Here is a 19,601-nt window from a genome sequence, read left to right as displayed (position 1 = left end):
CGAACAACTTCATTCACTCTGCGTCTTGGCGCGCGCCGTCACGCGATGCTCCGGCAGAGTGCCGAGAGCGCGTTCCGGCAACGCGACGCCTTGTCGCGGACGGCCGGTGTCGCGCAGGCACTGGCCGATGTCGGACATCAGGTCGGACTCGCCGTAGAAGCCCAGCCAGTCGGGTTCGGTTCCGTCGCGTGCAGGCAGGCGCCGAGGGCCGGGGTGGCGTTGCCGTTGTAGGTTGATCGGCATGAGTGAGGACGACGAGGACGAGTTCGCCGAGGACGACGACTTCGAGGACGAGGAAGACCCCGACGACCTCTTCGCCGTCACGCCCGAGCCGCGCACGGTCTGTCACCTGTGCGGGGGCGCGAGCTACATCGCGGCACCGACGCTCGCGATCATCGGTGGCGCGCCGCGGACGGTCGACAACGGGCGGGAGTGCCCGCATTGCAGTGGCGCGCGGACGTTCAACGGGCTCGTGCCGCCGCTTTAGCGCGGTTCTGGGCGTGCCAGTCGAGGAACTCGGGCACCGACAGGCTCGCCACCTGGGTGCCGATGATGTCCAGGGCCAGGTCCGAGGCTCGTTTGAAGCGCACGCAGGCCTTGCCCATGTCGAGCTTCTTGCCGGTCTCCGCCCACCTGGTGCGGAACGACTCCTCGAACTCCTCCATCACCGTGGTCAGGTAGACGGAGTAGTAGCGCTTCTGGGCGGACAGCGCCACGTAGAGGAGCGGCTTCTTGTTGTACGTCGGACCGCTCACCTCTAGTGGCACGGAATAGGTGATCAGTCCCCAGTCCATGACCTCGACGTAGCCGTCGGGGAGGTTGGCGAGGATGACGTCGCGCACAGCCTCGATCTCGGCACGCTGCTCATCAGGCAGTTCGGCGAGGTACTGGGCGACCGTGGAGGCATTGCTCTTCACCATGCGCGTACGGTAATCGCCCGTGGAGGTCCTGAACCGAGCCGAATGGCACGAATTGCGCTCGGCGCACATCGCGCGCATGCGCCGGTTCACCGGGCCGCACCAGGAGCGGAAGCTTCGCAAGGAGAAGCATCCGGTGATGGACTTCCTCTTCACCTACTACAGCCATCGGCCTGTGAGGCTGGAGCGGTGGCATCCGGGGCCTGGCGTCACGCTGGAGGACGCGGACGAGTACCTGGAGTTTCCGCACTACAAGGCCACTTCGGACGGCGTGACGCTCGACGTCGAGAGCTTTCTCCAGCAACGCGAGAAGACCGTCGAGTTCGTCGAGGCCCTGCTCACGGCCACGCTCAGCAGGCCGGCGCGGCTGGGGTGCTTCGGGTTGCACGAGTGGGCGATGGTCTACCGGCAGGAACCCGACCAGATCAGGCACAACGCGTGGCCGTTGCGGCTGGGCAGTGACGGGACCGACCGGGTGGTCGAGGCGAGCCGGATCCAGTGCGGGCACTTCGACGCGTTCAGGTTCTTCACGCAGCCCGCGCGGCCTCGCAACACCCTCCAGCCCACGCGTGAGGACCAGGTCGCCAACGAGCAGCCGGGGTGCCTGCACGCGAACATGGACCTCTTCAAGTGGGCCTACAAGATGGAGCCCGCCACGCCGTCGGACCTGGTCGCCGACTGCTTCGAACTGGCCGCTGACGTGCGCGAACTCGACATGCAGGCCTCCCCGTACGACCTGGCGGAGCTCGGGTACGAGCCGGTGCCGATCGAGACTCCCGACGGGCGGGCGGAGTACGTGCGCAGGCAGGCGGCGTTCGCTGAGCGGGCACGACTGTTGCGAGAACGGCTCGTGTTCGTTTGCCAGTCGATACATGCAGTGACTTCACTTCGCTGACGAAGTTCACCTGTTAGCGTGATTGGCGGTCGTCGGGGGCCGCTGAGTAGTTGTGAGGGATCGATGTCTCGACACCGCGCGCTGCGGGCGAGGGTGCGGCGCGGGATCGCCAAGTGGCCCGTGCTCATCGTCGTGTTCGTCGTGCTGATCGGACTCGCCTGGCTCGCGTGGTCGTGGGCCGGTGGAGTGCTCGACAGCCGCGCCAGGGCACTGGCTCAGGACTGCAGTGAGGGCCAGTCGGTGCTGCGCGTCGCCGCCACGCCAAGTGTTGCCGAGTCCGTTGCGGATGTCGCGCGCGCATGGAGCGCCACGCGGCCCGTTGTGTACGACCACTGCATTGCTGTCGAGGTCACTTCCGCGGACTCGTCGGCGGTTCTGGACGGCCTGACGACGACGTGGGACGAGACGAAGCTCGGCAAGCGGCCTCACGCGTGGCTGCCTGATTCGACGTTGTGGGCGAACAGGTTGACGGCGCTGAACGCGAAGCTGGTCGGCGCCGCACCCAAGTCCGTCGGCACCTCGCCGATGCTGCTCGCGGCACCCGAAGCGGCCGCGCCCGTGCTGAAGGATTTCCGCTGGTCGGACCTGCCCGAGGTGACGGACTGGAGCAAGTTCGGGCAGTCGTGGGGACGGTTCAGCGTCGCGATGCCCGACCCTGCCGCGAACACGGCGTCCGCCTTGGCGATCCAGTCGGCGCTGGCGGGGGGCAAGGGCCCCGTGACGGCCGAGTCGCTCGGGTCGGAGGGGTCGAAGGCGGCTCTGTCCAAACTGGCCGCGACGGTGCCGCCCGAGGTTCCGCCGACGACGCGGGACGCGTTGCGGCGCCTGGGAGACAGCGCGACGGTCAACGCCGCGGGCTTCAGCGCCACGCCGGTGTCCGAAGTGGACCTCTACAAGCACAACACCGGCAAGGACGCGCCGTCGAAGCCGCTCGTGGGCGTGCTCCCGGTCGGCCCCACGCCGGTGGCGGACTTCCCGTACATCGCACTGGGCGGCTCCGAGGTCGGTGAGGCGGAAGTGCGTGCGGCGCAGGCGTTCCGCGAGTTCATGACCGATCCCCCGCAGCAGAAGATCCTGGCGAAGGGCGGGTTGCGGGTAGAGTCCACACAGGACCGCCCGTCGCCCTCCCCCGGCGTTTCCTGGGCCGCCGTCACGGAGAACCTCGTGGCGGCCGACGCGACCACGACCCAGCAGATCTCGTCGGCGTGGACCAGCGCGGACCGCGGCGGACAGGTCGTGACGGTGCTGGCCGACGTGTCGACGTCGATGAAACCCCGGCTGGACAAGGTGAAGGCCGCGCTGCGCGGCCAGGTGGACAGATCGGTGTCCGGGGCGTTCGGGCTCTGGGAGTTCGCCCGCGACCTGGACGGGCAGAAGCCTTACAAACAGCTCGTCGGGACCGGGCCGCTGGCCGAAAAGCGCGAGGGGCTGCGCAAGGCCATCGACGGGCTCAAGACGGCTGACGGGTCGCAGCTCTACACGTCGCTCGCGGCCTGCTACGAGACGGCGCACAACGGGTTCGTGGCCGGGCGGATCAACCGGGTCGTGGTGATCACCGACGGCACCTCGGACGGCGGGATCGACCTGGCGGCGCTGAAGAGCCGGCTGCACGGCACCGATCTGGCGGTCAGCTTCATCGCGATCGGGGGCGAGGTCGACAAGAACGCGCTGAACGACATCGCGCAGATGACCGGTGGGTCCGTGTCCGTGGTCGAGAACCCGGATGGGGTCGACGCCGCACTCGGACAGGTGCTGTCCACGAAGGCGTGACCGCTGTGGCGTGACCGCAGTGGCCTGACCGCTGTCAGACCCGCTCCCTAGAATTGAAATTGGGGGTACCCGGCCAGGGTCGTGTGTGGTGCGCGGCCTTCAGGGTCGTGGGTGGGTGTATATGACGCGGCCCGAGGGGTCGTGTGGGCGCGGCCCGAGGGATCGTGTGTGGCGGGGCCCGAGGGGTCGTGTGTGTGGGCGCGGCGGCGAGCTCGGGTTCGCTGGCCACCAGAGCCGTGTGTGCGCGCGGCGACCAGAGTCGTGTGTGGGTGTGTGACGCGGCCACGAGGGTCATGTGTGGCCACCAGAGTCCGGTGTGTAGACGCGGCCATCAGCGCCGTGTGTGTGTGTGTGGTGCGTGGCCACCAGGGTCGTGTGGCGGCCACCAGAGCCGTGTACGCGGTGCGCGGCCACTAGAGCCGTGTGTGACCCGCGGCCATTGAGAAACCACGCAGCCATAGGGGAACCACGCGGCCATGCGGCCCGTTGCTCCCTGCATGGGGGAACGCATCTTGGTGGCGTCGCTGCCCTTCGCCGGCCACGTAGGCGCGATGGCCGCGGTGTCGGGCGAACTGGTCAGGCGTGGCCACGACGTCATCGCCTACACAGGCGCCAAGTACCGGCACAAGTTCGAGGGCGCCGAGTGGCTGCCGTGGAACCACGCGCCCGACTTCGACGACGCCGAGCTCAACAAGACGTTCCCGGCGATCGGCGACGGCAAGGGCATGCGGGCGAACTTCGCGAACGTTCGGGACGTGCTGGTCGGAACCGGTACGGCGCAGGCGAAGGACGTCCTGGAGGCCGAGTTCGACCTGGTCGTCACGGACCACCTGGCGTTCGGGGCCGCGATGGCCGCCGAGATCAGGAGCGTGCCGTGGGTGACGGTCGCGGTGACGCCGCTGGTCGTCAGCCGCCCGCTTGCCTGGGTGGTGTCGAGGCTGATCGTCGACGGGATGTTCAACCGCATGCGCGCGGAAGTCGGCCTGAAGCCGAAATCGGGCGCGCTGAGGCGTTCTACTCGCCGGAACTCGTGCTGGCACAAGGAGTCCGGAGCCTGGAGACCGTGCGACCACCAAAACAGGTGGAGTTCGTCGGACGGTTGATCAGCCCCACGACCAGGAACGACCTGCCCGGCTGGTGGCCGGAACTCGACGGGCGGACCGTGGTGCACGTGACGCAGGGAACGCTGGAGACCGGTGCGGACGACCTGCTCAAGCCCGCGATCGAGGCGCTCGCCGGGCACGACGCGCTCGTCATCGCCACGACCGGCGGCGCGCCGGTGGAAGCCTTGGGAGCGCTGCCGGACAACGTGCGTGCGGCGGAGTTCATCCCCCACGACCTGCTGCTGCCGCGGACCAACGTGATGGTCACCAACGGCGGGTGGGGCGGCGTGCTGGCGGCGCTGGAGGCGGGCGTACCGCTCATCGTCGTGCCGGGCGAGCTGGACAAGGCGCAGGTCGCCAAGAGGGTGGCCAGAGCGGGAGCCGGAATCACCCGCAGGAAACCGAAGAACCTGCGAAGAGCGGTCGATCAGGTGCTGGAGGAGCCGCGCCACCGAGAGAGCGCCCAGACGCTGGGGCGGCAGATCAAGGCGGCCGGTGGCGCGGCCAGGGCGGCGGACATGACCGAGGAGCTGGTCAAACGACGTTGAAGCGGTCGGGATCGGGGCCGGTGCGGGTGCCGTTGTCGAGCTCGGCGATCACGGTCATGTCGTCCTGGGCCAGCTCGAAGTCGAAGATGTCGATGTTCTCCTTGATCCGGTACGGCGTGACGGACTTCGGGATCACTACGTTGCCGAGCTGGACGTGCCAGCGCAGCACGATCTGAGCAGGGGTCTTGGCGTACTTCTCGGCGAGGCCGGTGATGTCGGGGTCGCGGAGCAGCGCGCTCTGCGCCTGCGCCAGCGGCGACCACGCCTCGGTGACGATGCGGTGGGTCACGTGGACCTTGCGCATCTCTTCCTGCTGCAGCAACGGGTGCAGCTCGATCTGGTTCACCGCCGGGGTGGTCGGGAACTCGTCGAACAGCCGCTGCAGGTGTCGCGTCTGGAAGTTCGAGACGCCGATCGCACGAACCCGGCCGTCGGCGTAGAGCTGCTCCAACGCACGCCAGGTCTCCGCGTAGAGGTCCCGGGACGGAACCGGCCAGTGGATGAGGTAGAGGTCGAGCACGTCACGACGCAGGCGGGCCATGCTCGCGTCGAACGCGCGCAGCGTCGAGTCGTAGCCCTGGTCGGAGTTCCACAGCTTGGTCGTGATGAACAGGTCGGGGACGCCCGCGGTGGCGTCGCCCACCCCGGACTCGTTGCGGTAGGCGGCCGCCGTGTCGATGCTGCGGTAGCCGGCTTCGATCGCGGTCGTGACCGCACCGGCCACCTGGTCCTCCGGCACCTGGAAGACACCGAAGCCGAGTTGAGGGATCCGTACTCCGTTGTTCAACGAGATCAGCGGAACCATGCGGGTAGCTTGGCATCGTTGTAGACGTCCTGCATCGCCTTGATCGTGGCGATGATTTCGTGTCTCAACTCGTTTGGAGCGATCACCTCGGCGTCGGCGCCGAATTTGAGCAGGTCAGCGACGGCGTGCCGGGTCGACTCGGTGGGGAAACCGAACTCCTGCCCCGGTTCTGGAGCCAGCTGCCTGATCACGCGGGCCTGGTGGCCGCTGAGCAGGTACTGGGACTTGTCGAGGCCTGCTCGCGTCATGCGGACCGTGATGCGCTCGCCGTACATGCGCGCCTCGAACTGCTCGGACCACTCGGACCAGAACCGCGCCAGGTCGAAGTCCGCGGGACGCTCGAACCCCTCATCCAAAGCCTGGAGCGCCAGCACTCGGGAGACGCGGTAGGTACGTCCGCTGCCGACGAAGTACCAGGTGCCCGCCTTCAGGACCAGCCCGTACGGGTCGACCTCGCGCTGCACGGTCTGGTTGCCCCAGCGCTGGTAGGTCATCCGCACGCGGCGCTGCTCCCAGACGGCGTCGGCGATCGTGGCGAGGTGCTCGGTGGGTTCGTCGCCGCGGAACCACGTCGGGGTGTCGAGGTGGAAGCGCTGGCGGATCTGCTCGGCCCGCGACCGCAGCTCGGTCGGGAGCGCGGCCAGAAGCTTGAGCTGGGCCGCGGCGGCGAACTCCTTGAGGCCCAGCTCCTCAGCAGGGCCGGGTAGCCCGGCGAGGAACAGCGACTGGGCCTCGGAGCTGGTCAGGCCGGTCAGGCGGGTGCGGTAGCCGTCGATCAGCTGGTAGCCGCCGGTGGGACCGCGGTCGGCGTAGATCGGGATGCCGGCCGCGCTCAGGGCGTCGATGTCGCGGTAGATGGTGCGAGGCGAGACCTCGAGCTCCGAAGCCAGCTCGTCCGCCGTCATCCGTCCCCTCGACTGGAGGAGCAGGAGGACCTGGATGAGCCGGCTGGACTTCATGCACTAAACCTGACACGAACTGTCAGGATCTGCCAGCAGAGTGGTCGACATGAAGGCAACCGGAACCATCGCAGTGAAGAGCTGGGACGAGAACACCTGGGACGGCCGTCCCTACAAAGAGGTCGAGGGACGCAAGCTGACCGAGGCGCACGTCCAGTTCGCCTACACGGGCGACGTCATCGGCATCGGCAGCTGCCGGTACCTCATGTCGTACGGCGACGACGTGGCGTGGACGACCGCTCTCGAGGAGATCGTGAGCGACGAGGGCACGCTGGTGCTGCGGCACGTCGGCGCGTACCGGACCGCAGTCGAGGGCACGATCGAGATCCTGGACGGCACCGGCGCCTACGCGGGGGCGCGAGGTGCGGCAACGGTCGACTGGGCGGAGGATGGCAGCGGCACCTACACCCTGGAGTACGAGGTCTGAACATGACCAACGCCCCCATTTACGACGCGACCAAGCAGCGGATCACCGAGCTGGTGCAGGACTCCGATCCGCAGACGCCCGTGGCGGCGACCCCGGGCTGGTCGGTCAAGGACGTGGTGGCGCATCTGGCCGGCGGTCTGCGGGATTTCGTGGACCGCCGGTTCGACGGCGTCGAGTCCGGCGAGTGGGGCGAGCGGCAGGTCCGCGACCGCCGCGACAACTCTCTCGAGGACGCGTTCGCCGAGTGGGAGGCGAACCGGTCGCTGGCCGAGCCGCTGTTCGACACCCCGATGGGGTCCGTGCTGATCGCCGAGGTCGTGCAGCACGAGCACGATCTCCGTGCGGCGCTGGGGGTTCCCGGCGACCGCGACGGCCTCGCGGTCCGGGCGGCGTTGACGAAACCGTTGCAGCAGCTGGATCAGCGGATGCGGGACAACGAGGTGCCGGCGCTGAGGATCACGCTGGAGCACGGCGACCGGGTGCTCGGGCACGGCGAGCCGGAGGGGACGTTGCGGACGACGTCGTTCGAGCTGATGCGGGCGATCGGCGGGCGGCGCACGGTGGACCAGATCAAGTCGCTGGACTGGGACGGGGACCCGGACATCTGGATCGCGGCGCTGGCGTTGTTCGGGCGGCACCGGCCGGAGCCGTTCAGAGAGTAGCTTGATCGTCGTGAACGACTGGCTGGCGGACACCCGGGACTCGTACGACACGGTGGCGGTCAGCTACGCCGACCAGACGCGTGACCTGCTGGACGGGCTGCCCCATCTGCGGGCGGCGCTGCGGTTGTTCGCCGAACTGGTCGACGGGCCGGTCGCGGACGTCGGGTGCGGACCTGGCGAGGTCACCGCGGTGCTGCACGACCTCGGGGTGGACGTGTTCGGGATCGACCTCTCCCCCGCGATGATCGAACTGGCGCGGCGCAACCACCCCGGGCCGCGGTTCGAGGTGGGGTCGATGACCGAGCCGCTGCCCACCACGGTCAGTGGGGTGATCGCGTGGTGGTCGTTGATCCACATTCCCGACGACCAGGTGCCCGTGGTGTTCGGGCACTTCCACCGGGCCTTGAAGCCGAACGGGTTGGTGCAGCTGGGGTTCCACGTCGGCGACGAGGCGCGGTTGAAGACGCAGGGGTACGGCGGGCACCCGATGCGGGTGCACGTTCACCTGCGGCCACCTGAGCGGGTGGCGCAGTGGCTGCGGGACGCGGGGTTCGCCGTCGAGGCGCAGTGGTTGCTGGGCACGGACCAGGCTGTCCTGTTCGCCCGGCGGCAGTGAGACGATCTGCGCGTGTCAGATGAGCAGACCTGCCAGCGGTGCGGCGAGGCCGTGGAGCTGGAGCGCGAAGACTACGAGCTGTTCGAGCGCATGCATCCCGAGTGCTTCCACTTCGCGTTCGAGCACGACCTGAACAAGCCCGGCCTCAGCGTGGACGAGGACTGCGGCGACCCCGCCTGCCCTGCCGCGCCCTAGACGCCGATCACCCGGTGCTCGACCAGCGCCGCCATCGCCTCCACGACGGGGCAGCGCTCCAGTTCGGCGAGGTCTTCCAGGCCCCTCGCCGTCCGGAGCCCGAGGCGCAACGTGGACGCGGCCAGCGGGGTCTGGGACTGCCAGCCGTGGAACCGGTCGAGCGGGACCTCCCACAGCCCTGCCGCGTCCTCGATGCGGCCGTCCAGCAACGCTCGTGCGCCCGAGCCGATGGCGGGCCAGCGGTGCAGCTCCACGACCAGCTGGGCCGGGGTCAGCGACTGGAGCTCGTCACACCGGGCGAACGGGTGCTCCGGTGCCGCCGGCAGCAGCTCCCAGTCGACGGACGGCCGCGAGCCCTGGATGAAGTTGGCGGCCAGGTCCGTCGCCTCGAACAGCCCGGTCGCGTAGCTGTTGAACGAGGAACGGTCGTGGAACGGCACCTCCTCCCACAGCACGCCCAGCCTGCTGTTGACCGGCGAGTGCCTGGCACCACGCACGAACAACGACTTCTCGGCGTGGTGCAGCACGGCCACGGCCACGAGCGCACCGAGCGGCACGAGAGACGGCTCGCCTGACTCGTCGTGGTGCTGGGCGGCGAGAACGGCCTGGTACGCGAGGCGGTCGGCAGGGCCTTGCAGGTGGTGTGCCAGCTCGTGGGCGATGACGAACCGCAGGCCGTGCGTCGCGATGAGGCTGGCCGTGTGCTGCTGGAACGGCTCCAGGTCGATCGGCAGCGTCTGCACGCGGCCGGACGAGCGCTCGACCCGGCTGGTGAAGCGCAGCACGGCGGCGAGCAGGGCGGTGTCGAACGACCGGCGCCGCCACCGCAGGCGCTTCAGGAACAGGCTCGGCCGCGCCACGGACAGCGCCAGATGCCTGCTGTAGACCGGGATCAGGGCCAGCACGGCCTCGGAGACCCGGATCAGCGCGGAGCCGTCCGGGTAGCTCGTCGAACCGGCCGACGGGGTGTCGCCCGATGTCAGGGTGACCGACCGGAGCCGTTTGCGGTCGTGGCCTGCCTCGGCCATCGCCTCGACGACCGAGTCCTTGATCTCGTGGGCGGTCTCCGCCATCGTTCGCACGTTCGATCAGTCGGAAGTTGATCAGAGAGCGTTACGAACTTTCGTTGTACCACAACGTTTCCACGTGACCCGGCCCGAAAACGCCGAAGGGGCGCACCCCCGAGTGCGCCCCTTCGGAGTACCGGATCAGCTGCCGTACGCCGAGAGCGGCGGGCAGGAGCAGACCAGGTTGCGGTCGCCCTTGGCGCCGTCGATGCGGCGGACCGGCGGCCAGATCTTCGGAGCACCGGTACCGGCCGGGTAGACGGCCTCCTCGCGGGTGTACGGGTGGTTCCACTCGCCGACGGTCACGCACGCGGCGGTGTGCGGGGCGTTGCGCAGCGGGTTGTCCTCGACGGACCACTCGCCGGCGCCGACGCGGTCGATCTCGCGCTTGATGGCGATCATGGCGTCGATGAACCTGTCGATCTCGGCCAGGTCCTCGGACTCGGTCGGCTCGACCATCAGCGTGCCGGCGACGGGGAACGACATCGTCGGCGCGTGCAGGCCGTAATCCGCGAGGCGCTTGGCCACGTCGTCCACCGTCACGCCGGTCGCCTTGGTGATCGGACGCAGGTCGAGGATGCACTCGTGGGCCACGAAGCCGCCCTCACCCGTGTAGAGCACCGGGTAGTGCTCGTCCAACCGCCGGGCAACGTAGTTCGCGGCGGCCACGGCGGTCAGGGTCGCGCGGCGCAGGCCGTCGCCGCCCATCATGCGCACGTACGCCCACGAGATCGGCAGGATCGACGCGGAACCCCAGGGGGCCGCGCTGATCGGCCCGACACCCGTGGCGGGACCGGCGGTGGGCTGCAGCGGGTGGTTCGGCAGGAACGGCGCGAGGTGCGAGCGGACGCCGATCGGGCCGACGCCGGGGCCGCCACCGCCGTGCGGGATGCAGAACGTCTTGTGCAGGTTCAGGTGCGAGACGTCCGAGCCGAACTTCCCGTAGCGCGCCAAGCCGATCAACGCGTTGAGGTTCGCGCCGTCGACGTACACCTGGCCGCCCGCGTCGTGGACCAGGCCGCAGACCTCGCTGACCGTGTCCTCGTACACGCCGTGCGTGGACGGGTAGGTGATCATGATCGCGGCGAGGTCGTCCGCGTGTTCGGCGACCGTCGAACGCAGGTGGCCCATGTCGATGTTGCCCTTGTCGTCGCACTTCACGACGACGACGCGCATACCGGCCATGACGGCGGACGCGGCGTTCGTGCCGTGCGCGGACGACGGGATCAGGCAGACGTCACGGTCGGCGTTGCCGTTCGCGCGGTGGTACGCGCGGATCGCGAGCAGACCCGCGAACTCGCCCTGCGAACCGGCGTTGGGCTGCAACGACACCGCGTCGTAGCCGGTGACCTCGGCGAGCCACGCCTCCAGGTCGGAGACGATCTTCAGCAGTCCGGCGGCGTCCTCGACGGGCGCGAACGGGTGCAGCGTCGAGAACTCCGGCCACGTGATGGACTCCATCTCCGCGGTCGCGTTCAGCTTCATCGTGCAGGAGCCGAGCGGGATCATGCTGCGGTCCAGCGCGACGTCCTTGTCGGACAACGCACGCAGGTAACGCAGCAGCGCGGTCTCGGAGCGGTGGGCGTGGAAGACCGGGTGGGTCAGGTAGTCCGACGTGCGGCGCAGGTCGGCCGGGATGCCGTCCGCGGTGTCGGCGTCGATGGCGTCCACATCGGATCCAGTGACACCGAAGGCTTCCCACACCGCGACGAGGTGCGCGCGCGTCGTCTTCTCGTCGCAAGCGATTGCCACGACGTCGGCGTCGACCAGACGCAGGTTGATGCCGAACGAACGCGCCTTCTCGACAACAGAAGCGGCCTGGCCCTCGACACGAACCTGGACGGTGTCGAAGAACTCGCCGTGCACGACGTCCAGGCCGGCCTCGCACAGGCCGGTGGCGAGCACGGTGGCCATGCGGTGCACACGGGTCGCGATCGCGCGCAGGCCATCGGGACCGTGGTAGACGGCGTACATGGACGCGATCACGGCCAGCAGCACCTGCGCGGTGCAGATGTTCGACGTGGCCTTCTCGCGGCGGATGTGCTGCTCACGAGTCTGCAGCGCGAGGCGGTAGGCCAGCGAGCCGTCGGAGTCGACCGAGACGCCCACGAGACGGCCGGGCAGCTGACGCTCCAGGCCGGACCGGACCGCCATGTAGCCGGCGTGCGGGCCACCGAACCCGATCGGCACACCGAAGCGCTGCGTGGTGCCGACGACGACGTCCGCGCCGATCTCACCCGGCGCGCGCAGCAACGTGAGGGAGAGCAGGTCCGCGACGACGACGGCCTGCGCGCCCGCGTCGTGGATCTCCTCGATGAGGGCCTTCTGGTCGCGCACCACACCGGACGCGCCGGGGTACGAGAGCAGCACGCCGTAGAAGTCGCCGCCCAGGCCGAGCCCCTCGATGCCCTGCGACAGGTCGGCGACCACGATCTCGATGCCCAGCGGCTCGGCGCGCGTCTCGATGACGGCCAGCGTCTGCGGCAACGTGTCGGCGTCGACGACGAACTTGTTCGACTTGGAGCGACCGGCGCGGCGCACCAGGGTCATCGCCTCGGCGGCGGCGGTCGACTCGTCCAGCATGGACGCGTTCGCCACCGGCAGGCCGGTCAGGTCGCCGACCATGGTCTGGAAGTTCAGCAGCGCCTCGAGACGGCCCTGGGAGATCTCCGGCTGGTACGGCGTGTAGGCCGTGTACCAGGCGGGCGACTCCAGCACGTTGCGCAGGATGACGCCCGGCGTGACGGTGTCGTAGTAGCCGAGACCGATCATCTGCGTCATCGGCCGGTTCTGGGAAGCCAGCTCACGAAGCTCGGCCAGCGCCTCGGTCTCGGTCGCCGGAGCCGGCAGGTCGAGCACGAGGTCGCGCTCGTGAATGGACGACGGCACCGCGTGCTGCGCCAGCTCCTCCAGCGATCCGACGCCGATGACGTCGAGGATGCGCGCGAGCTCCGCCGGGCGCGGGCCGACGTGGCGGTCGGCGAACGGGGTGCCGTGCTCGAGAGCGGCGAGCGGAATGCGGTCCTGCGTCATCAAACGCCTCCGGGGGCTGCGGGCACACGTGTCCTGGTGCCCTCCCCGCTCTGTCCGTACCCGTCACGGGCGCCTGAGAGGTTCACCCCGGTGTGACATGGGGCTTTCACCGTCGGCGGGACCCTTGCGGGTCCACTTTCCAGAGGCGTCTCGCTCACGCGGTCCTGGATGCCTGAGAGGTTCCCGGGGAGGGACTTGCTCCTTCGGCGCCGGGCTCGAAACCCGGTCTCTCCCGCCTGAGTTCAGCGACTACCCGCGAAGAATACCCGCAGGCAGCCCACGTAGTCGCTACGGGCGCGACCAATGTCTCAACCGAACTTCAGCCCGTCGCGCGCTCCCGGCGCCTGCGCGTCAGCTCGTCCTCGGTCATGGGAGCGATCTCCACCCCGTCGGCCCGCTCGGCCGGGAACTCGTGAATCGTCCCCGAGATCTCCCGCATGGCACCGGAAACCGCGATCCCGAACACGCCCTGACCGCCCTGCAGCAGATCCACGACCTCTTCCGGCGAGGTGCACTCGTAGACGGTCGTCCCGTCCGAGAAGAGCGTGATCTTCGCCAGGTCCTGCACGCCGCGGCGCCGCAGGTGGTCGACCGCGACCCGGATGTTCTGCAACGAGACCCCGGTGTCCAGCAACCGCTTCACGACCTTCAGAACCAGGATGTCCTTGAAGGAGTACAACCGCTGACTTCCGGACCCGTGAGCCATCCGTATCGTCGGAGCGACGAGTCCGGTCCTGGCCCAGTAGTCGAGCTGCCGGTATGTGATGCCCGCGATCTGACACGCCGCGGGACCCCGGTAGCCGACGAGTTCGTCCGGCAGCGAGGAGTCCGGGAACAGCTCACCCTGCTGCCCGGATTCGGCCCGCACGGGCGCTTCCTCGACCACGCCTGCCTCCCCTCGGAACGGCCACGAAACTCATGGCCGTCAAGCCGCCGCGTCAGCTCACGCAAACCGGCGACGTCCACTCGAGTTCGACGGTAAGACCGCTCAGAGGGCAGGTCAACGCGACGCGCGGGGAGGATCGACCCTCAACCTGAGGTGGAGAGTCACACCGTCACCCGATGCGGGACGTTCAGGTGACGTTTAGTGATCGTTTAGCGAGCAAATCGAGCGGAAAGTAGCCCAAAAGAGCGACACACCAAGGCGCTACGACGGTTCCAAACGAGACAGACAGCGACACAACGCAAAACTCAGCTGTCGGCGCCCCTGGTGTGCCTACGTGTCCGCTCCGCGGAAGTCCTCCGGCGAGACCGAGTCGAGGAACTCGCGGAACTTCTCGACCTCGTCCTCCTGCTCGTCGGGGATGATCAGGCCGGCCTCGGCCAGCACCGACTCCTCGGCGTGGATCGGCACACCGACGCGCAACGCCAGCGCCACCGAGTCCGAGGGCCGCGCGGAGACCCGCACGTCGCCGTCGAACACGAGCTCGGCGAAGAAGGTGCCCTCCTGCAGGTCCGTGATCCGGACCTGTTCGAGGTTGCGACCCAGCGCCCCGATGACGTCCTTGAGCAGGTCGTGCGTCAACGGACGGGCCGGACGAACACCCTGCTGTTCGAGTGCGATGGCCGTGGCCTCGACGGAGCCGATCCAGATCGGCAGGTACCGCTCGCCCTCGGTTTCGCGCAGAAGAAGGATCGGCTGGTTCTGGGGCAGCTCCACCCGCACGCCGACGACACGCATCTCGCTCATCGGGCCTCGCCTCCCTCTATGTCGTTCGGGAGTACCCGGTTTCACACCCGAGCATCCCCCGGCGTACGTCTTCGACGCTACCCGCCAAGCGGGCCGTGTGCTCAATTGTTGCGGGCAGATCGTGATCAAGACTGCACTGCCGCCGGACAGATCACGATTGCCGCAAGCCCGCTCTTACCAACAACGTGTGCAACGAGGTGAACAGGTCAGCCAATTCCCGGACCGTCTCGGGATCTGAGAACGACTTCAGCGCAACCACCTCGTGGTCCGCCGCAGCGCGAACCGCGCGCAGGTGCTCGCGCTCGACGCCGAGTCCGGTCATCGTCCGGATCGTGCGGAGCGCGGTGATGTCCTCGGCGGTGAAACGGCCGTGGGGACCGGCGCGCAACAGACCGTCGCGCTCCAGCTGGGACAGCTGTTCAGCGCCGATTCCGGTCTGGGTCAGCAGATCCACCCGCGACACCGCGGTGGAGTCCACAGGGGTGGCGTCGAGCTGCTCGCGGATCACCTTGAGCGGCAGGTATCTGTCGCGTTGTGCGGACAGCACGAAACGCAGCCTCTCGACGTCCGCCGCGGAGAACTGGCGGTAGCCGGAGGCCGTGCGTGCCGGGCGGACCAGCCCCTCCGCTTCCAGGAAGCGGATCTTGGAGATGGTGACCTCGGGGAACTCGGGGCGGAGCTGCGAGAGCACCGCCCCGATGCTCAGTCCCCCACGTTGTGGCCGCCCGGCCGTCACGCGTCAGGCTCCCGCGGAGCCAGGACCCGTCAGGAAGACGAGGCGGAACTTGCCGATCTGGACCTCGTCACCGTTCGCGAGAACGGCCTGGTCGACCGGCTCGCGGTTGACGTAGGTGCCGTTGAGGCTGCCGACGTCGATGACGACGAACTCGCCGCTCTCCCGGCGGAACTCGGCGTGGCGGCGCGAGACCGTCACGTCGTCCAGGAAGATGTCGCTGTCGGGGTGGCGCCCCGCGCTCGTCGTGTCGCGGTCCAGCAAGAACCGGGAACCGGCGTTCGGGCCGCGCTTCACCACGAGCAGCGCGGAACCGGCGGGAAGTGCGTCTACACCGGCAACAGCCGGCTCCTGGGCGGGCGCCTCGGCGCCGCCCTCCATCTCCTGGAGGAAGTCCGCCCGGAAGACGGAGGTCCGCTCCGGGGACTGCTCCGGCGGAACGCCTGGGCCGTCGTTCGTGCTCACCTGAGCTCTCCTCCTGCTGCTGGATCCGTCACTTCCGGTAAAACCTATCGCGTTCGGGTCGCCACCCGAGGAGCGGCTCCCCTTCCGGCCGAAGATCCGGCGAAAGATCGACGTCACTCCTTCTCCACCAACGCCTTGTAAGCGTCCGCGTCGAGCAGGCCTTCCAGCGCGTCCGCGTCGTTCAGGCGGATCTCCACCATCCAGCCCTCGCCGTAAGGATCGGTGTTCACCGAGTCCGGCGTCTGCACCAACGCGTCGTTGATGGCGACGATCTCGCCGTCGAGCGGCGAGTAGAGGTCGGACACGCTCTTGGTCGACTCGACCTCGCCGAACGTGTCGCCCGCGGCGACGGTGTGGCCCACCTCGGGCAGCTGGACGAAGACGACGTCACCGAGCTGTTCCTGGGCGTAGTCGGTGATGCCGACGCGCACGGTGTTCTCGCCGGTGCTGGCGACCCACTCGTGCTCCTCGGTGTAGCGAAGCTCCTCGGGAATCAACTGACTGCGCTCCTCGTGCTGAACCTGTATGGGGTGATCTTTTCACGCGGCCTTGCCGGGAGTGACCCGCAGGGCCAGGAAGAACTGGTAGACGTACAACAACGCCGACCACAGGTAGAGCGCCCCGCCCCAGGCCGTGAACGCGTAAGCGAACGGCTGAGCGATCTGCGCCCACGTCGAATCCCCCTGCGCGAGAAGCAGCAGGGGGAACGCGTACAGCAGGTTGAAAGTCGCGGCCTTGCCCAAATAGGTGACATCGAACGGGCCCCAGCCCCGTTGCCTCAGTATCAGCAGGCAGACGCCGACGACGAGCTCCCGGCCCACGAGCACGAGAGCGATCCACAGCGGGACGATGTCCCTGATCACGAACGCCAGCAGCGTGCAGAACACGTAGAGGCGGTCGGCGGCGGGATCGAGCAGCGCGCCCAGGTTGCTCATCTGGTCGAGCCAGCGCGCGAGCTTGCCGTCCAGCCAGTCGGAAAGCCCCGCGAAGACGAGGACGAGCAGCGCCCAGCCGTCCGCGCGGGGTCCGAGCAACAGGTACAGGAAGAGCGGAACACCGGCCAGCCGCAACACGCTGAGCAGGTTCGGAATCGTCAGCAGGCGATCAGCCGGATCACGCACACCCGCACTCTAAACGAGTGACTGCGCAGGGGCTGCCGGATGGCCTCACGGCACGCTGTGCGACTGGTTGCGGGTGGCGGTGAAGTTACCGCGATGTTGCAGAAGCTTTCAGGCTGTCTTGAAGAGCGTCCAGCCTCGGCGCTGCATCTCGGCGCCGGAGATGGCGTGCGGGCGGCCCCGGTCGTCCCGGCCGACCCAGCGAGCGCGAAGACCCTCGAGCACATACGCGTGGCCCCGGCTCCACACAACGCTGCAAGGCGTGGTGGGCAGCCCACAGGACTCAGGCGCAGTTGCCTCGTGTGGCTGGATCTCCATGGCGGTTCTCATTTCAGTCCCTCCGTGACATCAGGGATGTCGCGCACCGGGGCTCCGGCGTTATCCCTGAGAACGAATTCTGGCCGACTGTGGTTCAGAACACGTGTCCTGTTTGGGTCCTTAGCGTTAACTGGATCAATCGGCGCGCCGAGCTGTTCGGGCCCGAAGTGCGACGGATGAACGGGTGCTTGCCTGTGCAACCGTTCGTCGTACGCCGGTGACCGCACGTCGTCCACTTCCGTTCGGCAGGGCATAACCTCATCGGGTGGACCAGGTGAAATTCGGTGGCGAACTCATATCCCGGCTGATGGAGCACCTGTGCGAACGACTGCAGGGATGCCGCGGCGTAGGGCTCAGCGTGTGGCCGGACGGTGCGGTGCTCAGGGCCGTCGGCGTCGCGCGCGAGTTGGACCGGGCACAGGTGGACGGGAGTGAAGGGCCGCTCGTCGAGGCGTCGCGCGACGAACGGCAGGTAACCGGCACCATCGGTGGGCTCCACGTGGTCGCCGTGCCGGGAAGCTGGGGCGACGGCGGTCCAGTCGTGCTGACCGTCTACCTGGACCACTCGCCGCATCCCGACGACCTCAAGGCCATCGAGGAGATCGAGCCGCTCGTCGCGACCGCGGCCGCGGTGGTGGAGTTCTGCGCGGGAGAGGTGCTCAGGGCCGACCAGATGGTGCGGATGGTGCAGCACCGGCGCTACATCGAGCAGGCCAAGGGGCTGCTCATGGGAGCGAGACCCTGCACGCCGGGCGACGCGTTCGAACTGCTCGTGCGGGCCAGCCAGCACGCCAACGTGAAGCTGCGGGACGTCTCGATGGCACTGGTCCTGGTGGCCAGCGGGGAGATCGAGGACGCCGACGACATGACGATGCCTCCACCGATCGCCTACGACACCGCGCGGCGGCTGTGGGCGGCGGTGAACGTGTGAGTCCGCACGTTTGAGATTCCGCCGGTACGGGTAAGAAAGCCTCGACCTGTCCTGGGTCCGGTCTCTCCCGTACGGTGAGGCCGCAGCGGTTGAGCCAGCAGCCGCGTTGGGGCCGCTGCGGTAGCGGCTCCCTGGGTGCGAGAGGGAGAACATCGGTGACTGTGCAGGACCCGCGAGCTGAGCAGACCATCGCACTGTCGGCCAGCCAGCCGGCGGCCGGTGTCACGGTGCTCGCCGTGTCCGGCGAGGTCGACATGGTGTCCGCGCCCGCGTTGCGCGACGCCTTGGTCAACGGCCTGGCCGACGGCGGCACCTTCGTGGTGAACATGACCGGTGTGACGTTCCTCGGCTCCGCCGGTCTGGCGGTGCTGGTGGAGGCCGCCCGGTTGGCGCCACAACATTCCGCGGCCCTCAAGGTCGTGGCCACCGCACGGGCCGTGACGCGGCCTCTCGAGGCCACGGGACTGGGCGAGGTGTTCAGCGTGCACGAGTCCGTGGACGCTGCGGTCAGCGCCTGACGAACGGCTTTCAACGCATCTGGACGGTGAGGCGGTTTCCTGCCGCCTCCAGCGCTTCGTTGACCGCGTGGAGCGCGTGCTGGACCCCGGCCGTCGTCTCACCGAGCTCGGTGAGGTCGACGGTCAACGGCACGGTGCCCCCGCGCGCCGCCGTGATGAGTGTGCGGCGCAGTGACGGTCCGGCCTCCGCGGGCACGTTGCCCCGGACGACGGCGACGACACCGGAGGAGGTCTCGTGGACGTGCACCTCGCAATCGGGCACCGCCTGCGGTCCGAGCGCCACCGGCGTACGGGCGCGGCGCAGTCGCACGGTCGTGCCTCTCGCCGTGCGGTCGATCACGACCTCGTCCACGCTCTCCCGCATGAGCAGAAGACCTCGGCCGCGCGTGGTGAGCGCGGGCGGCGGGACGCGCCACTGGCCGTGGTCGCTGACATCTATGTCGACCGTGCCGTCCTCCTCGATCTGCGCGCGCACCTCGATGGTGCCGCGCGCCGGGGTGGGATAGGCGTGTTCGACCGAGTTGTTGACCGCTTCACTGACTGCGAGAACGACGTCGCTCGCCTCGTCCTCGCCGAAACCGCTGCCCTGCAGCCACTCGCGGAGTTGGTGCCGCACCGGCGCCACCTCGTGTGCGTCTGCGGGGAAGCGGAGGGCTAGGAAGTCTTCGTGCACCAGCACAACGCTCCTCCCCTGGGTTGCCTCTGCCAGGTGATTTCCCAGGGCGCACGACCAATACACGTGTGAAAAGAGATTGATTCGGGTACGGCAAAAACATGCCGGCCTTTAGCAGAACGGACAACGAGGTGGGTGTGACTCAATTGTCAGGGGTC

At 68.5% G+C, this 19,601-nt stretch carries 24 protein-coding genes and 1 riboswitch; of the genes, 11 read left to right on the top strand and 13 right to left on the bottom strand.

From position 1 onward, the window contains the following. Nucleotides 1–9 precede the first annotated feature (9 nt). Complete coding sequence (locus ABZ345_RS24655; protein ID WP_359853026.1) at nt 10–243, bottom strand: hypothetical protein; 234 nt, start codon at nt 241–243, stop codon at nt 10–12. Between ABZ345_RS24655 and ABZ345_RS24650 the strand changes: the two genes are divergently transcribed. Continuing rightward, nucleotides 242–487 (top strand): hypothetical protein, encoded by a 246-nt coding sequence (locus ABZ345_RS24650; protein WP_359853023.1) that lies wholly within the window; start codon nt 242–244, stop codon nt 485–487. The two genes, ABZ345_RS24655 and ABZ345_RS24650, sit on opposite strands and share 2 nt — an antisense overlap. Here the strand turns inward: ABZ345_RS24650 and ABZ345_RS24645 are convergent. After that, the gene (locus ABZ345_RS24645; RefSeq protein WP_359853020.1) at nt 462–920 is read right to left on the bottom strand and encodes a DUF1801 domain-containing protein; all 459 of its coding nucleotides are present in this window, start codon (nt 918–920) and stop codon (nt 462–464) included. The two genes, ABZ345_RS24650 and ABZ345_RS24645, sit on opposite strands and share 26 nt — an antisense overlap. Before the next feature lie 76 nt (nt 921–996). Between ABZ345_RS24645 and ABZ345_RS24640 the strand changes: the two genes are divergently transcribed. From ABZ345_RS24640 to ABZ345_RS24625, 4 genes are all read left to right on the top strand, one after another. Beyond that, nucleotides 997–1,812: a 3-methyladenine DNA glycosylase gene (locus tag ABZ345_RS24640; RefSeq protein ID WP_359853158.1), complete on the top strand. Its 816-nt coding sequence runs from the start codon at nt 997–999 to the stop codon at nt 1,810–1,812. Nucleotides 1,813–1,875: 63 nt separating this feature from the next. Further along, entirely contained in the window at nt 1,876–3,582 is a 1,707-nt protein-coding gene (locus ABZ345_RS24635) for a substrate-binding domain-containing protein (protein ID WP_359853017.1), read from the top strand. A gap of 497 nt (nt 3,583–4,079) precedes the next feature. Beyond that, nucleotides 4,080–4,685 (top strand): hypothetical protein, encoded by a 606-nt coding sequence (locus tag ABZ345_RS24630; protein WP_359853014.1) that lies wholly within the window; start codon nt 4,080–4,082, stop codon nt 4,683–4,685. Beyond that, entirely contained in the window at nt 4,646–5,233 is a 588-nt protein-coding gene (locus ABZ345_RS24625; RefSeq protein WP_359853012.1) for a nucleotide disphospho-sugar-binding domain-containing protein, read from the top strand. The genes ABZ345_RS24630 and ABZ345_RS24625 overlap by 40 nt, the downstream gene beginning before the upstream one ends. On the opposite strand, the gene ABZ345_RS24620 is transcribed toward ABZ345_RS24625, so the two are convergent. Together ABZ345_RS24620 and ABZ345_RS24615 are read right to left on the bottom strand one after the other, a co-directional pair. Then, a complete protein-coding gene (locus ABZ345_RS24620; protein ID WP_359853009.1) occupies nt 5,220–6,038 on the bottom strand; it encodes an aldo/keto reductase in 819 nt (272 codons plus the stop codon). The two genes, ABZ345_RS24625 and ABZ345_RS24620, sit on opposite strands and share 14 nt — an antisense overlap. Then, a complete protein-coding gene (locus ABZ345_RS24615) occupies nt 6,026–6,997 on the bottom strand; it encodes a YafY family protein (RefSeq protein ID WP_359853006.1) in 972 nt (323 codons plus the stop codon). Before ABZ345_RS24615 ends, ABZ345_RS24620 begins: the two co-directional genes overlap by 13 nt. 49 nt (nt 6,998–7,046) lie before the next feature. Here ABZ345_RS24615 and ABZ345_RS24610 point away from each other — a divergent pair, with 49 nt between their 5' ends. From ABZ345_RS24610 to ABZ345_RS24595, 4 genes are read left to right on the top strand one after another with little or no spacing between them, the layout of a single operon-like run. After that, nucleotides 7,047–7,424: a DUF3224 domain-containing protein gene (locus tag ABZ345_RS24610; protein ID WP_359853003.1), complete on the top strand. Its 378-nt coding sequence runs from the start codon at nt 7,047–7,049 to the stop codon at nt 7,422–7,424. A gap of 2 nt (nt 7,425–7,426) precedes the next feature. Then, complete coding sequence (locus tag ABZ345_RS24605; RefSeq protein WP_359853001.1) at nt 7,427–8,086, top strand: maleylpyruvate isomerase family mycothiol-dependent enzyme; 660 nt, start codon at nt 7,427–7,429, stop codon at nt 8,084–8,086. 4 nt (nt 8,087–8,090) lie between these two features. Then, entirely contained in the window at nt 8,091–8,702 is a 612-nt protein-coding gene (locus ABZ345_RS24600; RefSeq protein ID WP_359853155.1) for a class I SAM-dependent methyltransferase, read from the top strand. Between the two features lie 12 nt (nt 8,703–8,714). Then, complete coding sequence (locus ABZ345_RS24595) at nt 8,715–8,897, top strand: hypothetical protein (protein WP_359852998.1); 183 nt, start codon at nt 8,715–8,717, stop codon at nt 8,895–8,897. Here the strand turns inward: ABZ345_RS24595 and ABZ345_RS24590 are convergent. From ABZ345_RS24590 to ABZ345_RS24555, 8 genes are all read right to left on the bottom strand, one after another. After that, a complete protein-coding gene (locus ABZ345_RS24590) occupies nt 8,894–9,970 on the bottom strand; it encodes a hypothetical protein (protein WP_359852995.1) in 1,077 nt (358 codons plus the stop codon). The genes ABZ345_RS24595 and ABZ345_RS24590 overlap by 4 nt on opposite strands. Before the next feature lie 135 nt (nt 9,971–10,105). Beyond that, nucleotides 10,106–12,997, bottom strand: a complete 2,892-nt coding sequence (gcvP, locus tag ABZ345_RS24585) for an aminomethyl-transferring glycine dehydrogenase (RefSeq protein ID WP_359852993.1) — start codon at nt 12,995–12,997, stop codon at nt 10,106–10,108. Nucleotides 12,998–13,146: 149 nt separating this feature from the next. Continuing rightward, a riboswitch (glycine riboswitch) is annotated at nt 13,147–13,242 on the bottom strand. A 74-nt stretch (nt 13,243–13,316) separates the two neighbouring features. Then, nucleotides 13,317–13,883 (bottom strand): MerR family transcriptional regulator, encoded by a 567-nt coding sequence (locus tag ABZ345_RS24580; protein ID WP_030468960.1) that lies wholly within the window; start codon nt 13,881–13,883, stop codon nt 13,317–13,319. 330 nt (nt 13,884–14,213) lie between these two features. Next, on the bottom strand, nt 14,214–14,687 hold the full coding sequence (locus ABZ345_RS24575; protein WP_030468959.1) for a bifunctional nuclease family protein: 474 nt from the start codon (nt 14,685–14,687) through the stop codon (nt 14,214–14,216). A 151-nt stretch (nt 14,688–14,838) separates the two neighbouring features. Then, nucleotides 14,839–15,393 (bottom strand): MerR family transcriptional regulator, encoded by a 555-nt coding sequence (locus ABZ345_RS24570; RefSeq protein ID WP_359853152.1) that lies wholly within the window; start codon nt 15,391–15,393, stop codon nt 14,839–14,841. A 33-nt stretch (nt 15,394–15,426) separates the two neighbouring features. After that, nucleotides 15,427–15,885 carry a glycogen accumulation regulator GarA gene (garA, locus tag ABZ345_RS24565; RefSeq protein WP_030476302.1) on the bottom strand — a complete coding sequence of 153 codons (459 nt, stop codon included), beginning with the start codon at nt 15,883–15,885 and terminating at the stop codon, nt 15,427–15,429. Between the two features lie 113 nt (nt 15,886–15,998). Beyond that, complete coding sequence (gcvH, locus tag ABZ345_RS24560; protein ID WP_359852988.1) at nt 15,999–16,382, bottom strand: glycine cleavage system protein GcvH; 384 nt, start codon at nt 16,380–16,382, stop codon at nt 15,999–16,001. A gap of 42 nt (nt 16,383–16,424) precedes the next feature. Next, nucleotides 16,425–17,006 carry a CDP-alcohol phosphatidyltransferase family protein gene (locus ABZ345_RS24555; protein ID WP_359852985.1) on the bottom strand — a complete coding sequence of 194 codons (582 nt, stop codon included), beginning with the start codon at nt 17,004–17,006 and terminating at the stop codon, nt 16,425–16,427. A gap of 580 nt (nt 17,007–17,586) precedes the next feature. On the opposite strand from ABZ345_RS24555, the gene ABZ345_RS24550 reads away from it, so the two are divergent. Both ABZ345_RS24550 and ABZ345_RS24545 read left to right on the top strand, forming a co-directional pair. Further along, nucleotides 17,587–18,252, top strand: a complete 666-nt coding sequence (locus ABZ345_RS24550) for an ANTAR domain-containing protein (protein WP_359852982.1) — start codon at nt 17,587–17,589, stop codon at nt 18,250–18,252. Between the two features lie 155 nt (nt 18,253–18,407). Next, entirely contained in the window at nt 18,408–18,770 is a 363-nt protein-coding gene (locus tag ABZ345_RS24545; protein WP_359852979.1) for an STAS domain-containing protein, read from the top strand. 10 nt (nt 18,771–18,780) lie between these two features. Here the strand turns inward: ABZ345_RS24545 and ABZ345_RS24540 are convergent, their stop codons facing one another. Beyond that, nucleotides 18,781–19,449: an ATP-binding protein gene (locus ABZ345_RS24540; protein WP_359852976.1), complete on the bottom strand. Its 669-nt coding sequence runs from the start codon at nt 19,447–19,449 to the stop codon at nt 18,781–18,783. Between the last annotated feature and the right edge of the window lie 152 nt (nt 19,450–19,601).

Source organism: Lentzea sp. NPDC005914 (genome assembly GCF_040629405.1).
Lineage (GTDB): Bacteria > Actinomycetota > Actinomycetes > Mycobacteriales > Pseudonocardiaceae > Lentzea.
The sequence above is the reverse complement of the archived record's forward strand: the minus strand, read 5'-3'. Positions and strand labels throughout refer to the sequence as shown.

Excerpts from the sequence above, each read along its gene's own strand:
- ABZ345_RS24605 (WP_359853001.1), top strand. The coding sequence starts at position 7,427 with ATGACCAACGCCCCCATTTACGACGCGACCAAGCAGCGGATCACCGAG.
- ABZ345_RS24645 (WP_359853020.1), bottom strand. The coding sequence starts at position 920 with ATGGTGAAGAGCAATGCCTCCACGGTCGCCCAGTACCTCGCCGAACTG.
- ABZ345_RS24630 (WP_359853014.1), top strand. The coding sequence starts at position 4,080 with ATGGGGGAACGCATCTTGGTGGCGTCGCTGCCCTTCGCCGGCCACGTA.
- ABZ345_RS24590 (WP_359852995.1), bottom strand. The coding sequence starts at position 9,970 with ATGGCGGAGACCGCCCACGAGATCAAGGACTCGGTCGTCGAGGCGATG.
- ABZ345_RS24610 (WP_359853003.1), top strand. The coding sequence starts at position 7,047 with ATGAAGGCAACCGGAACCATCGCAGTGAAGAGCTGGGACGAGAACACC.
- ABZ345_RS24640 (WP_359853158.1), top strand. The coding sequence starts at position 997 with ATGCGCCGGTTCACCGGGCCGCACCAGGAGCGGAAGCTTCGCAAGGAG.
- ABZ345_RS24620 (WP_359853009.1), bottom strand. The coding sequence starts at position 6,038 with ATGGTTCCGCTGATCTCGTTGAACAACGGAGTACGGATCCCTCAACTC.
- ABZ345_RS24655 (WP_359853026.1), bottom strand. The coding sequence starts at position 243 with ATGCCGATCAACCTACAACGGCAACGCCACCCCGGCCCTCGGCGCCTG.
- ABZ345_RS24615 (WP_359853006.1), bottom strand. The coding sequence starts at position 6,997 with ATGAAGTCCAGCCGGCTCATCCAGGTCCTCCTGCTCCTCCAGTCGAGG.
- ABZ345_RS24650 (WP_359853023.1), top strand. The coding sequence starts at position 242 with ATGAGTGAGGACGACGAGGACGAGTTCGCCGAGGACGACGACTTCGAG.
- ABZ345_RS24635 (WP_359853017.1), top strand. The coding sequence starts at position 1,876 with ATGTCTCGACACCGCGCGCTGCGGGCGAGGGTGCGGCGCGGGATCGCC.
- ABZ345_RS24575 (WP_030468959.1), bottom strand. The coding sequence starts at position 14,687 with ATGAGCGAGATGCGTGTCGTCGGCGTGCGGGTGGAGCTGCCCCAGAAC.
- gcvP (WP_359852993.1), bottom strand. The coding sequence starts at position 12,997 with ATGACGCAGGACCGCATTCCGCTCGCCGCTCTCGAGCACGGCACCCCG.